This window comes from Paenibacillus sp. FSL L8-0502 (assembly GCF_038593055.1).
Lineage (GTDB): Bacteria > Bacillota > Bacilli > Paenibacillales > Paenibacillaceae > Paenibacillus > Paenibacillus polymyxa_D.
In genome coordinates, this window is record NZ_CP151958.1 from 1189945 (window position 1) to 1203243 (window position 13299).

Annotated in this window: 11 protein-coding genes; all 11 read left to right on the forward strand. The window is 49.4% G+C overall.

From position 1 onward, the window contains the following. Positions 1–9: 9 nt before the first annotated feature. The 11 genes from nifE (at position 10) to NSQ57_RS05370 (ending at position 12858) form a co-directional block, all read left to right on the forward strand. Entirely contained in the window at positions 10–1371 is a 1362-nt protein-coding gene (nifE, locus tag NSQ57_RS05320; RefSeq protein ID WP_069010334.1) for a nitrogenase iron-molybdenum cofactor biosynthesis protein NifE, read from the forward strand. Continuing rightward, positions 1361–2668: a nitrogenase iron-molybdenum cofactor biosynthesis protein NifN gene (nifN, locus tag NSQ57_RS05325; protein WP_342425734.1), complete on the forward strand. Its 1308-nt coding sequence runs from the start codon at positions 1361–1363 to the stop codon at positions 2666–2668. Before nifE ends, nifN begins: the two co-directional genes overlap by 11 nt. After that, a complete protein-coding gene (locus tag NSQ57_RS05330) occupies positions 2665–3054 on the forward strand; it encodes a NifB/NifX family molybdenum-iron cluster-binding protein (RefSeq protein ID WP_342425735.1) in 390 nt (129 codons plus the stop codon). The genes nifN and NSQ57_RS05330 overlap by 4 nt, the downstream gene beginning before the upstream one ends. 94 nt (positions 3055–3148) lie before the next feature. Next, positions 3149–3913, forward strand: a complete 765-nt coding sequence (locus tag NSQ57_RS05335; protein WP_342425736.1) for a HesA/MoeB/ThiF family protein — start codon at positions 3149–3151, stop codon at positions 3911–3913. Then, positions 3891–5027, forward strand: a complete 1137-nt coding sequence (locus tag NSQ57_RS05340) for a homocysteine methyltransferase (protein WP_165144429.1) — start codon at positions 3891–3893, stop codon at positions 5025–5027. The genes NSQ57_RS05335 and NSQ57_RS05340 overlap by 23 nt, the downstream gene beginning before the upstream one ends. Before the next feature lie 244 nt (positions 5028–5271). Further along, positions 5272–7008, forward strand: a complete 1737-nt coding sequence (locus NSQ57_RS05345; protein WP_342426117.1) for an ABC transporter ATP-binding protein — start codon at positions 5272–5274, stop codon at positions 7006–7008. Continuing rightward, positions 6989–8827: an ABC transporter ATP-binding protein gene (locus NSQ57_RS05350; protein WP_342425737.1), complete on the forward strand. Its 1839-nt coding sequence runs from the start codon at positions 6989–6991 to the stop codon at positions 8825–8827. The genes NSQ57_RS05345 and NSQ57_RS05350 overlap by 20 nt, the downstream gene beginning before the upstream one ends. A 319-nt stretch (positions 8828–9146) precedes the next feature. After that, the gene (locus NSQ57_RS05355) at positions 9147–9803 is read left to right on the forward strand and encodes a DJ-1/PfpI family protein (RefSeq protein ID WP_039269397.1); all 657 of its coding nucleotides are present in this window, start codon (positions 9147–9149) and stop codon (positions 9801–9803) included. Positions 9804–9946: 143 nt separating this feature from the next. Beyond that, positions 9947–11146: an MFS transporter gene (locus NSQ57_RS05360; protein ID WP_069010341.1), complete on the forward strand. Its 1200-nt coding sequence runs from the start codon at positions 9947–9949 to the stop codon at positions 11144–11146. Further along, entirely contained in the window at positions 11139–11798 is a 660-nt protein-coding gene (locus tag NSQ57_RS05365) for a TetR/AcrR family transcriptional regulator (RefSeq protein ID WP_069010342.1), read from the forward strand. Before NSQ57_RS05360 ends, NSQ57_RS05365 begins: the two co-directional genes overlap by 8 nt. Positions 11799–11946: 148 nt before the next feature. Then, entirely contained in the window at positions 11947–12858 is a 912-nt protein-coding gene (locus tag NSQ57_RS05370) for an AraC family transcriptional regulator (protein ID WP_342425738.1), read from the forward strand. The last annotated feature ends 441 nt before the right edge of the window (positions 12859–13299 follow it).

Below are 13299 nucleotides of genomic sequence, written 5' to 3' on the forward strand. Positions count from 1 at the left end.
GGTGTGCGGATGGAGCCGGCTGTGTCTAACGGAAGGCTGGAGGTATCCTGCGGCAACAAAATTCCCAAAAGCACGCCCTGTCCCCGGCCTGTGCCGGGGGAGGCTTCGGGTGGCTGCTCCTTTGACGGGGCCCAGATTACACTGATCCCCATTGCAGATGCGGCTCATCTGGTGCACGGGCCGATTGCGTGTCTCGGCAATAGCTGGGAGAGCAGAGGCAGCCTGTCCAGCGGCCCGGGGCTGTCGGCGTATGGCTTCACTACTGATCTTGGAGAACAGGATATCATTTTTGGTAGTGAACAGAAGCTGCATGAATCGATCCGCTACATTGTCAGCCGTTTTGCTCCTCCCGCTGTATTCGTCTATACCACATGCGTCACAGCCCTCACCGGTGAAGATATCGAGGGGGTCTGCAAGGCTGAATCGGAGCGGCTGGGGACGCCGATCATTCCGGTGAACAGTCCGGGATTTGTGGGCAGTAAGAATCTCGGGACTCGGCTGGCCGGAGATGTATTGTTCCAGCATATTATCGGCAGTACCGAGCCGGAACAGACAACCTCCCATGATATCAATCTCATCGGGGAATACAATATTGCGGGCGAGATGTGGCATATCGAGCGGCTGATGCAGCAGACGGGAATGACTATCCTGTCCCGAATTACCGGGGACGGTCGGTTCCGTGAGGTGGGATGGGCGCATCGTGCCAAGGCCAACATGGTCGTATGCAGCCGAGCTTTGCTGGGCCTAGCAGTCCAAATGGAGCGTAAATACGGCATTCCTTATTTTGAAGGTTCATTTTATGGAGCAAAGGAGACGAGTTATTCCTTGCGGCAGATGGCTTATCTGACCGGAGATCGTGATGTAGAGCGACGGGTGGATAAGCTGGCCGCACGGGAGGAAATGAGGCTATCGCTGGAGCTGGAGCCCTATCGCAAGCAGTTGAAAGGAAAGCGGGCAGTGCTCTATACCGGGGGTGTAAAGAGCTGGTCTGTCATTACGGCTTTGCAGGAGCTGGGCATAAAGGTGGTAGGTGTAGGCACGAACAAGAGCACTGCCGAGGATGTATCCCGGATTGCTGACCGTATCGGGGATGATGCGGAATACATCCCGGAAGGCGGTGCCCGGCAGATTCTCAAAACCGTACGGAGCCGCAAGGCAGACATGGTCATTGCCGGGGGCCGGAATATGTATATGGCGCTTAAGGAACAGATTCCTTTTGTGGACATCAATCAGGAGCGGCACAAAGCCTATGCGGGCTATGACGGGCTGTTGTCTCTGGCGAAACAGCTTGTGCATACGCTGCAGCATCCGGTGTGGGAGCTGACCGCCAAACCAGCTCCATGGGAGGAGGAGACGGAATTTGCCGATTAAATCCGCCACGAAGCCTGTCAGTATCAACCCGCTCAAGGTAGGACAGCCTTTGGGGGGCGTGCTGGCTCTGCAGGGGATGTATCGCTCAATGCCTCTGCTGCACGGCGCTCAGGGCTGCTCGGCCTTCTCCAAGGCGCTGCTGACTCGCCATTTTCGAGAGCCGATAGCCGTTCAGACCTCTGCACTGCAAGAGATGGACGTTATATTTGATGCAGACCGGAATCTGGAGGAGGCATTGGATCATATCTGGTCCAAACACCATCCAGATGTCATCGGCGTCATCAGCACAGCCCTCACCGAGGTGGCAGGCGTTGATTTTCAGTCCAGGGTAAAGGCGTTCAAGCGAGAACGGGCCTTGAAAGACAGTCTGCTGTTTTCTGTATCGCTGCCTGATTTTCACGGCTCTCTGGAGACGGGCTACAGTAGTACAGTAGAGTCCCTAATGGATGCTGTACTCGGATTGGCCGGAGGCAAGTCCCCCAGAAAACAGCGCCGGATGCAGGTCAATCTGCTGCCGGCTTCTCATCTGACTGCCGGAGATGTCATGGAAATCAAGGATATTATCGCTTCCTTCGGCCTGGAGGTTATTACGCTCCCCGATATCTCTACTTCCTTGTCCGGTCACCTGCTGACAGGCTTCTCCCCTTTGACAAGAGGGGGGACTCCGCTAGATTCAGCCTGCCAGATGCTGGAGTCTTCCTGTACCATTGCCATTGGCGCGAGCATGGAGCGGCCGGCGCGCAGGCTGACTCATGCCGCAGGCATTCCCTACCACTTGTTCGCTGGTCTGTTTGGCTTGGCCGCGAGCGATGCGTTCATACATTTTCTGCAGAAGATCAGCCGCGAGCCAGCCCCCATTCGCTTTCGCTGGCAGCGTGAAAATCTGTTGGACAGCATGCTGGATGCCCATTTCTATTATTCCGGCGCTTCGGCTGTAGTGGCGCTAGAACCGGATCATATGCTGTCGACCGCAGCCTGGCTGGAGGAGATGGGAGTGGAACTGAAGCGGCTAATTACACCCTGCAGCACGCCCGCACTGCAAAAGACAGAACGGGAAGTCTGGGTCGGTGACCTGGATGATGCAGAGGAGAGCGCGCAGGGTGTTGATTTGTGGATCAGCAGTTCACATGGAAGAAAGGGAGCGGCACGGGCTGGGGCCTCATTCGTACCGGCAGGCTTGCCGGTGTATGACGAGCTAGGCGCCCACACATCCGTAAGCGTCGGATACCGTGGAACCATGGAATGGGTGAATAAGGTGGGCAATGTATTGCTTGCCGAGAGGGGGAGGGGAGGATGAAGGTTGCATTTGCGACGGAAGACGGCGTGCTTGTGAATGCTCATTTTGGGCAGAGTCCTATGTTCACTGTATTTGAAATCCGGCACTCAGGCGTCCAGTTCCTGGAGCATCGGCGGATAGCCCCGGGGAGCGATGAGAACGAGGCGGGCAAGATCGCCAGCCGAATTGGCTTGATCGAGGATTGTACCTTGATCTTCCTGGTACAGATTGGCGCTTCGGCCGCCGCACAGGTTACCAAACGGACCATTATGCCTGTGAAGGTGGCCTTCGGTAGCACCATTGAGGAGCAGGTCCAGCGTCTCCAGAATATGCTGGCTCGTAATCCGCCCATGTGGCTTGCCAAAATCCTGCATGCTGAGGAGGGCAGCGGCAAAGCCGAATCATGAGCTCTCCTGTAAGGAAAAGCAACCCTATAAGTTATCAAGATCCTGCGGACCGAATATCTTAAAGGCGGGAGCCGCACATGGAGGGGGTGGACGAATGGTACAGCTGCTGGAAGACAGTAGATACGGACGCCAGTTGAAGCTGCTGGGAGTGGAAGGTCAGAACAGGCTAAAGCAGGCTACTGTTATGGTTGCAGGCATCGGAGGATTGGGAGGGACAGCGGCCATGTACCTGGCCGCTGCCGGAGTAGGAAAGCTGATATTGGCCCATGAGGGCGTAATCCATCTGCCCGATATGAACCGGCAGGTGCTGATGGACAGCGGACGAATCGGGGAGGAACGGATGGAGACGGCATTACAGCATTTGCATCGTATCAATCCGGAGACGGAGCTTGAGGGCCACGCCCACAGAATCACGGAAGAATCCTCTGGATCATGGGTAGAAGCGGCCGATATTGTGATAGATGCACGTTATGACTTTCCGGAAAGATATGCGCTGAACAGACTATGTGTTCGACATGGCAGACCGATGATAGAAGCGGCCATGTACGCCTATGAAGTATCATTGATGACCATTGATCCCGGTAAGACGGCATGCCTGGAATGTCTTTACCCGGAAGGCGGACAGCCTTGGGAACCCCTGGGATTCCCGGTCCTGGGAGCGACCTCCGGCTTGATTGGCTGCATGGCTGCACTGGAAGCGGTCAAATGGATTACAGATGCGGGCAATCTGTTCACTGACCGCATGTACCGTATGAATGTGCTGGATATGAGCAGCTGCACCATAGCGGTCAAGCGCAACCCACGCTGTCCGTGTTGCGGAACGGGAGGGGATACAGATGAGTCAGTTGCATATTTGTGATACAACACTGCGTGACGGAGAACAGGCTCCGGGCGTTGCCTTTTCGGCCGAGGAGAAGACTGAAATTGCCATCATGCTGGACTCGGCGGGGGTGGAGCAGGCTGAGATCGGAATTCCGGCAATGGGAAAGGCGGAGTGCAGATCTATTGCCAGAATTGCTGCTCTTGGACTTCAGATGAAGCTAATGACCTGGAATCGCGCGGTGTTCACAGATATTGATGCAGCTGAATCGACAGGTGTCGGCTGGGCCCATATTTCGGTTCCCGTGTCGACGGTGCAGATGAAGGCCAAGCTGGGTATGAATCCTGAGCAGGTGACAGAACTGATCCGCAAGTCTGTCGATTACGGTCAGTGTAAAGGATTGACTATTTCCGTAGGCTTTGAGGATGCTTCAAGGGCAGATGACTTGTTCCTTGAACAGTTGGCGAATCAGCTCTACAGGGATGGTATCCGGCGCTTCAGATATGCCGACACGCTGTCCGTTCACCATCCTGCTGCCATAGCTGCCCGTATAGACAGGTTTGTATCGCGCGTGCCGCAGGATGTGGAGCTTGAGATTCACTGTCATAATGATTATGGCCTGGCGCTTGCCAATACTTTGGCAGCTTTGCAGGCGGGAGCTGTCTGGGCCAGTACCACGGTGTTGGGACTTGGGGAAAGGGCAGGTAATACGGCGCTGGAAGAGGTGGTGATGTCGTGGAGGGACCTATATCAAGGAACCTGCAGCGTCCGTCCCGAACTGCTGAACCCGCTGGCTGCACTGGTGTCCCAAGCCTCCAACCGAATCATTCCCGAAGGCAAGCCCATTGTGGGAGACATGGTATTCGCCCATGAATCCGGCATACATATCAACGGTCTGCTAAAGGAGCGCGCCGCCTACCAGGCCCTTGATCCGACCGAGCTGGGCACTGACCATTCGTTCGTACTCGGCAAGCATTCGGGCAGAAGTGCAGTTCAATATATGCTGGAGCAGGAAGGAATCGAGGCAGGCTCCGGTGAAATCAAGTTCCTGCTGGAGCGGCTTCGCCTAGTCGGTGAAGATCCCAAGCTTGTCATCCATAGCGCGGATTTAAGGCGCTGGCTGCAGTATTATCCGGCAGAGCTGCCGAAATAACCGAAAAAGCGTTCCTGTCCGGTAAGTGTGACCGTGACTGGAACGCTTTCTTGTATATCTTTTAATTTCACAACCGGAGTCTCCAATTTGCTGGTTAAACGAAGCCGTTCAGAAGGGTATAATAAAATATAGTGTTGTATAAAGTGCGTATATATGGTTTTACAGCAGGCAGGTTTGAATCTTATAACCATTACACGCTGATCTGGAAGGACGGCTATGGGCAATTGGAGGAATGCTTGTGGGGATGATGTTCTCTTTTCTAAAAAAATATCGGGTTCCAGCCATCGCGGCGCTCGTAATGATGTTGCTGGAATTGACGGTAGAGCTATCGCAGCCATATTTGATCTCCAAAATCATAGATGAGGGCATTCGGCAGCAGGATTTGTCTGTCGTCTGGTTATGGGGCAGTGTACTGGTGGGCAGTGCTGTTATCGCTTTTATGGCGGGGATATCCAGTTCTTTTTTTGCTTCACATGCAAGTCAGGGCTTCGGCTATGATTTGCGGGAAAAGCTGTACCGTAAAGTGCAATCCTTTTCGTATCCTGTGTTTAAACGTTTTGCCACTTCGTCGCTGATTACGCGCCTGACCGGGGATGTCACGCAAGTACAGGATACGGTGTTTATGAGCCTGCGGTTTATGACACGGGTTCCGCTTGTAGTCATCGGCAGTATTGTGATGGCACTGGTTGTACATTTCAGACTTGGACTATTATTGGCGGTTATGGCCCCGGTGTTGTTTGTGTTTGTGTTGGTGATGATGCGGCGAACGGTCACTTTGTTTAAGGGTGTCCAGCGTCGCCTAGATGACGTTAACGGAGTGATTCAGGAGAACCTGACAGGAATCCGGCTCATCCGGGTTTTTGTACGGATGCGGCATGAAATCGAACGTTTCGCCCATTACGGAGGTGAATTGATGAAAGGGACGGTGTCCGCTCTACGCTGGACAGAAACGACGATGCCGTTCATTTTGTTTACGATGAATGCAGGGATTATTGCAGTACTTTGGTTCGGACGCGGCCAAATTTCCACTGGGGATGCCAGTGTAGGACAGGTGGTCGCAGTCGTCAATTATTCACTGCGGACGATTGGAGCCTTGTCTGCCTTATCAGGTATCGTTGTTGTGTTTTCCCGGGCAACTGCATCTACGGGGCGGATCCGAGAGATATTGGAAACATCTAATGAAGATAGGCAAGGGCTGGAGCCTGTTTCAACACATCATACACGGATTGAGGGACAGGTGGAAATGGACCGGGTGAGCTTTCATTATCCGGGCAGTGATCTGGCTGTCCTAAAGGATATATCTTTTAAAGCGCAATCGGGCGAGCGGATAGCTATTATGGGGGCCACTGGCTCGGGAAAATCCTCACTTGTGCAGTTGATTACGCGTCTCTATGAAGAGGATGAAGGTCATGTGCGCTTTGACGGAAAGGACGCTCGTGAACTGGATGCGTCCATATTGCGAGAGGCCATTGGCTATGTCCCTCAGGAGGTACTGCTATTCACTGGCTCGATTCGGGATAATATTGCTTGGGGGCTGGAGAATGCCAGCCTGGAGCAAATTAAGGAAGCCGCACGCATGGCGCAAATCCATAATATGATTGAACGCTTGCCGCAAGGCTATGACACGATGCTCGGGCAGCGTGGCGTCAATCTGTCTGGCGGACAGAAACAGCGACTTTCGATTGCCCGCGCACTGGTGCGCCAGCCGGCAGTGCTGATTTTGGACGACAGCACAAGTGCGCTGGATGTAGGGACGGAAGCAGCACTACTGAATGCACTCGATGGCCTGTCCTGTACGACATTTCTCATTACGCAGAAAATCAGCTCGACTGCATCGGCAGATCAGATTTTACTGCTGGATGAGGGTCGTCTGATGGCAAGCGGAAGTCATAAGCATCTCATGGATAGCTCGGATCTGTATCGACGTATCTATGGATCACAATATGGAAAGGAGGAGTCGCATGTTCAAGGAACTCATTGAACCGTTCCGTCAGCCTACACCGCCGTCCGGTGTGCTGCGAAATCCGGCGGGAGCTGAAGGACGCCGCAAGGCCAAAGCGAAAAACTGGTCTGGCACGTTAGGACGGATATGGGCTTATCTGGCTCGTCGTAAGGCCAAACTGATGCTGGTACTGTTCATGGTGCTGCTCAGCTCCGGGCTGGCTTTGCTGGGTCCATATCTGGTTGGTGTAGCGGTGGATGATTTTCTCGAAGGTCCGGGTGGACGCACGTGGATTTATTTTCTCATCGGATTAGGGGCTGTATATCTACTGAACTCGCTGACCTCCTGGCTGCAAAATATCTGGATGATTGAGATTGCCCAAGAGACGGTGTACCGCATGCGTTTCGATCTGTTTTCACATTTGCATCGACTACCGATTCCTTTTTACAGCAAACGTCAGCAGGGAGAGATCATGAGCCGTCTGACCAATGATATCGAAAATGTCAGTTCTACGCTGAACAGCTCCGCCATTCAGATTTTTTCGAGCATATTGACGTTAATCGGTACACTCACGGTGATGCTGTGGTTAAGCCCGCTGCTGACCCTGTTGACCTTTATCGTGGTGCCGTTAATGGCTGCCGGGATGCGCTGGATTACACGTCGTACCGGGCCCTTATATAAGGAACGACAGAAGAATGTGGGCGAACTGAACGGATACATCGAAGAAACGCTGTCCGGGCAGCAGATTATTAAAGCATTTTCGCAGGAAAAGAGAGTCATCCATGGTTTTGGCGAGCGCAATGACCGTATTCGGCTGTCGGGCTTCTGGGCACAAACGATTTCAGGCTTTATACCGAAGCTGATGAATGGACTGAATAATCTCAGCTTTGCTATTGTAGCGGGGATCGGTGGGATTTTGGCCCTTCGCGGCTCCATTACTATAGGTACAATTATTGTATTCGTAGAATATGCCCGCCAGTTCACCAGACCGCTGAACGATTTGGCTAACCAGTGGAACACCCTGCTGTCTGCTATTGCCGGAGCTGAGCGTGTATTTGAAATATTGGATGAAGATGAAGAGTCCAAGGATGAACGCGGCGCAGTGGAGGTAGCGCATGTGGAGGGGGCGGTGCGGTTTACGGATGTTTCCTTCGGTTATGATGAGGGAAGTGCTACACTGGAAGGTATCTCTTTTGAAGCCAAACCTGGTGAAATGATCGCGCTGGTCGGTCCGACCGGGGCAGGAAAAACGACACTGATCCAGCTCCTTTCTAGATTCTATAGCCCCGACAAGGGCACGATTACGCTGGACGGACGCGATATTACCACCATACAGCGTGAAAGCTTGCGCTCCCGCATGGCATTTGTGCTACAGGACTCCTTCCTGTTTCAGGGGACGATTCGTGAAAATATCCGTTTCGGCAGACTGGACGCCACCGATGAGGAGGTTGAACAAGCATCGAAACTGGCCAACGCCCATTCCTTTATCATGCGGATGAAGGACGGATACGACAAGGTGCTGGAAGCGAACGGCAGCGGCATCAGTCAAGGGCAAAAACAACTGCTGGCTATTGCCCGTGCTATTTTGGCCAACCCTTCCATTCTTGTACTCGACGAGGCAACCAGCAGCATCGACACCATTACTGAGATGAAGATACAAGAAGGACTGGAGCGGCTTATGCAGGGTCGAACAAGTTTCGTCATCGCACATCGGCTGAATACCATTCGTCTGGCTGACCGGATTCTGGTCTTGAAGGATGGCCGTCTGGAGGAGCAGGGTTCTCATGATGAGCTGCTGGCTCACAAAGGCTTTTACAGTGATTTATATTATGGTCAATTGAGTAAGCAAAGCTCTTAAGCCGGCTCTCGATTCACAGATTTGTAGGCAAGATGTAGAAGCTTTATGATGCTAAAAAGGACTACCCTGGGGGTAGCCCTTTTTAAGTATGCCTTTTGGTGACAAGAGATGTTTGAAATTAACATACCCCCTTGAGGGCAGAGGCTTTTACGCTGGTAAGCGTATTATTACTTCAAAAGGTCACTGTTCTGGTTGTGGGCAATATCGTCTATGAAGAAAGCCGAGCAGTGTTTTCACAAAATTAAATATACCCATACCCCGTATATGTATGTTAGTATGGGTGTGCAAGAATAAAATCCCACTTCAAAGGAGAGTCATCATGAAAATCGCAATCATGCTTTTCGATGGAATCACAGCATTAGATGCCATAGGTCCATATGATGTATTTGCTGCTACACTGAAATGTGAAGTGAAGTTTGTCGCTAAGAAAAAGGGGTTAGTCAAACTGGACTCAAATATGGGTTATTTGCATGCCGATTACAGTTTTTCTGAAGTACCTTCAGCTGATATTCTTGTTGTTCCAGGCTGCAGTCCGCCAAATTATAAAACTCCAATGAATGACGAAGAAACGTTAAACTGGATTCGCCAAATACATGAAACTACGAAATGGACCACGTCGGTTTGTAATGGCTCTCTGATTTTGAGCGCCGCAGGCTTGTTAAATGGAACCGTAGCCACCAGTCATTGGGGCTCCTTAGACCTGCTTCAATCTCTTGGAGCCATTCCAACAGATGAGAGAGTGGTTCGTCAGGGCAAAATCATTACAGCAGCCGGTGTCTCCTCTGGTATTGATATGGCACTCCAGCTAATAGCATGGGAATTGGGAGAAGACATGAGTAAAGGAGTCCAGCTGATTTTGGAATACGATCCTCAGCCTCCGTTTGACACGGGTTCACCCAAGAAAGCACCTGCTATATTGGTAGAACAAATAAGAGGTATGTTACAAGAGTTTGCAAAAAGGGAGCCTCATGTGTAAATCAAGAATAACAAGATCTCTTTTCGGTATTAGCTAGGCTCAATAGGTTTGTATTTTTATTTACAATGCCCCCTATTTCAACTAATATAGTTTACACATAGTAAAGGGTTACATAGTGTAAAGGGTTGGAGGGGGTTACAAACATGAGCAGCTTACCTAAGTCTGCTACATTTCCGCTTTTCATTCTGATGCTGAATTTGTTTATTGCTTTATTGGGTCAAGGCATGGTGATTCCCATTCTGCCTGAATATCTGAAACAATTTAATGCGGCAGGAGCTGCTGCGGGGTATCTTATTGCCGCATTTGGAGCAGCACAGTTTATTTTTTCGCCCCTAGGTGGGCAGCTTTCGGATAGATGGGGGCGAAAATCCATGATCATCACCGGTCTGTTTTTAACGGTCATTTCGGATCTCATGTTTGCTGTATCTACGACATTGCCCCTTTTATATATTGCCCGATTTATTGGGGGGATGGGTATTGGATTAATGGTTCCTTCCAATATGGCCTACGTTGCTGATATTACCACTCCTGAAACTCGCGCTAAAGGAATGGGGTACTTGGGTGCTTCCATGAATTTGGGGATGGTGCTTGGTCCGGGGTTAGGCGGTATGATCGCTGAGTTTGGCATAAGGGTGCCCTATTTTTTTGCTGGTGGACTTGGACTTGTTGCTACGCTGCTTAGCTTGTATATGCCAGAGACATTACCCAAGGAAAAACGAAAACCCGCTAGCCATTGGGTCCGCCGGGAACCCATTCGCAACCAAATCCTAAATTCATTTCGGACATCCTATTTTCGTTATCTTCTCCTCATTCTGATCATGACATTAGGTTTGATGAATTACGAAACAGTGTATGCTCTTTTTGTGGAACGAAAATATGGTTTTGATGCCACTAAAATCTCAATGATCATTACGGTTGGTGCAATTATAGGCATCGTTGTGCAGATATGGCTACTTGATTATCTCATCAAGAGACTTGGTGAGATGAAGCTTATACGTCTTTCTTTGATCATGACAGCCATCGCTTTACTGTTAATGATCATTAAGATTAATCTAGGTTATTTGCTGGCGGTATCTGCTCTGTTTTTTGCTTTTAATGCCTTCCTAAGACCAACGGTAAGTACAATGATCGCGAACTCAGCTGGTGATCGCCAAGGATATGCCGCTGGATTGAATACGACGTATACCAGCCTAGGCAATATATTGGGACCCATTTTAGCGGGCTTGTTGTTTGATAAACACATTCATATTCCTTATATTTTTGGTGCACTTATCCTTGCATCTGCCCTTTTCTTAACCTTACAAAAATCGAAAAATAAGAAACGGATGGTTGTGAATGACTGAGAACTGGCACCAGAATTTAAAAAACAAAAATCGGGAAGAACTCATTGCGGCTGCGAAGGAACTTTTTATGAAGCAAAGCTTTCTCAAAGTTAATATTAAGGATGTATGCAACGTGGCTGGTGTAAGTCGGGTCACATTCTATAAGCACTTTCAGTCCATGAACGAACTGATCTTTGAGGTCCAGATGGAAATCCTTGAGAGCATGACCGAATTTGTTAGAAGGGCACCTTCAGCTGAAATGAGCGGGAAGAAGATGCTTACTTCGATGCTTGATGCATGGATTAATTACGCTTGGCAACATCCGGAATACATCAAGTTTATTCTTTTATTCGATCTGCATTACGAAGCTTATGATTCAAATCAAGAACTCAAAGAACAGTACAACAATTTTGTTAGCCGGGAAAAGGAACGACATTTCCTGATGGATGCTCTGGAAGCTGGATTCCAAGATGGATCATTAAAGTCCGACACGGAGCCCTTGAAGACCGCTCATTTTATCTTCACGTCTATGATGGGTATACTCCAGAAAATGAGTCTGACGTCCAAGGACGAACGGAATAACGAACTTGAGGATATAGAAATTGCTAACCGATTTGTGGGGATGTTGATTCAGTATTTAAGTCCAGAAAGTGATGAATCCCCTACCTTTTAGGTAGAAGTCGCCTGCTACATTCCAAAGGATTATAGATCGTCCAATGGTGTGAAATAGAAGTACACGGCTCAGTCTGTTAAACTGTGAAAATAGAGCGATTTCAGATACGTTGTCGTGTTAGCCTTATCTATTTAGTGGAGGTGCGGGGATGAACGGAAGTCTGTTTGAGCCACGGCTACGTGACGGGGATTATATTCCCCGTTTTTTTGCTTACTATTACAAGCAATGGCATGACTATACCATGTCTTACCACGATCATCATTCCACTGAAATTATGTACATGATTTCCGGCTTTTGCAGGGTAGATGTACAAACGGGAGAGAACACGGAAGAAAGCATCACGCTGCGTAAAGGCGAGTTTATTATGCTGGACGCAGGTGTACCGCATCGACTGGTGGTGGAAGGAGAACAACCGTGCCGGATGCTAAATGTAGAGTTTGGTTTTACAGAAGGGGTGAGGGTAGGACCGTCTATCCAACAAATAGCAGCGGAGGAGCAGGAGGTCACGACTCTCATGTCACGTCCGTTCCCGTATCTGGTACTATCGGACCCGGAAGAGGTATATTATGCGCTGAAAAGTCTCGTGCTGGAGCTGGACCAACGAAAAGAACAGCCGGGTGCAATGGCAGAGATGCTTTTTATGCAATTGCTAGTACGAATTGCACGTCTACGGGAAGAGGCAGAGCGCAGCAACACGCAGCAAACGGATATGTACATCAAACGATGCATTGAATTTCTCCATCTGAACTATGATCGAGAGATTGTGGTCAAGGACATGGCGGCGGCCGTGAATCTGCACCCAGGTTATTTGCACCGTATTTTCAAAAAACATACGGGGCTAACACTCACCGCGTATTTAACAATGCTGCGAATGGACAAGGCCCGTATGCTTCTTCAGCAAACGGACATTCCCATTCAAGAAATTGCCGATTATGTAGGCGTAGCCAGCAGGCAGTATTTTCATATGCTGTTCAAAAAGCACACAGGCCAAACCCCTGTAGAATACCGCTCTGCTGTAGAGCGCAATGTGAGGAACTATGCGGAGGAGGAAGGGGACTGAATATATAGGAAGTTTTATGATTTATTCATATTCGCGTGGAGCTTACCTGATAAAAAGGTAGGCTTTTTTTGATTTTGAAAATAGGCAATTGGATTCAGGTTCAAAAGAATCATTTTTTGGGAATTGAAATTCATATGATTATTTTAAATTGAAGATGTTCAGAGGCGAATTAACTTTATTTCTTTGAAAACGAAGACGTATTTTCACAAGTATGGATGCTTGTTTTGGGTAAAAAGAATCTGAATGATAGTAAATTTTTCATTTTTATGCATGATAATAGGTCTTATATCTTGATTGTTTTATAAGAGTTATAAATTGACAATAACAAAAACACTTCGTATGATACCTATAATGTAAGGTATAAATTGGAATTCAAATGGTTCTTTGGATTCAATTATGTTATAAAGTTCCATGAAATGAATATTGAGATTGAACATATAA

Bases quoted from the DNA above. Each gene is read 5' to 3' on its own strand.
- NSQ57_RS05335 (WP_342425736.1), top strand. From the start codon at position 3,149: ATGGTACAGCTGCTGGAAGACAGTAGATACGGACGCCAGTTGAAGCTG.
- NSQ57_RS05360 (WP_069010341.1), top strand. From the start codon at position 9,947: ATGAGCAGCTTACCTAAGTCTGCTACATTTCCGCTTTTCATTCTGATG.
- nifE (WP_069010334.1), top strand. From the start codon at position 10: ATGGAGCCGGCTGTGTCTAACGGAAGGCTGGAGGTATCCTGCGGCAAC.
- NSQ57_RS05330 (WP_342425735.1), top strand. From the start codon at position 2,665: ATGAAGGTTGCATTTGCGACGGAAGACGGCGTGCTTGTGAATGCTCAT.
- NSQ57_RS05340 (WP_165144429.1), top strand. From the start codon at position 3,891: ATGAGTCAGTTGCATATTTGTGATACAACACTGCGTGACGGAGAACAG.
- NSQ57_RS05350 (WP_342425737.1), top strand. From the start codon at position 6,989: ATGTTCAAGGAACTCATTGAACCGTTCCGTCAGCCTACACCGCCGTCC.
- NSQ57_RS05345 (WP_342426117.1), top strand. From the start codon at position 5,272: ATGATGTTCTCTTTTCTAAAAAAATATCGGGTTCCAGCCATCGCGGCG.
- NSQ57_RS05365 (WP_069010342.1), top strand. From the start codon at position 11,139: ATGACTGAGAACTGGCACCAGAATTTAAAAAACAAAAATCGGGAAGAA.
- NSQ57_RS05370 (WP_342425738.1), top strand. From the start codon at position 11,947: ATGAACGGAAGTCTGTTTGAGCCACGGCTACGTGACGGGGATTATATT.
- NSQ57_RS05355 (WP_039269397.1), top strand. From the start codon at position 9,147: ATGAAAATCGCAATCATGCTTTTCGATGGAATCACAGCATTAGATGCC.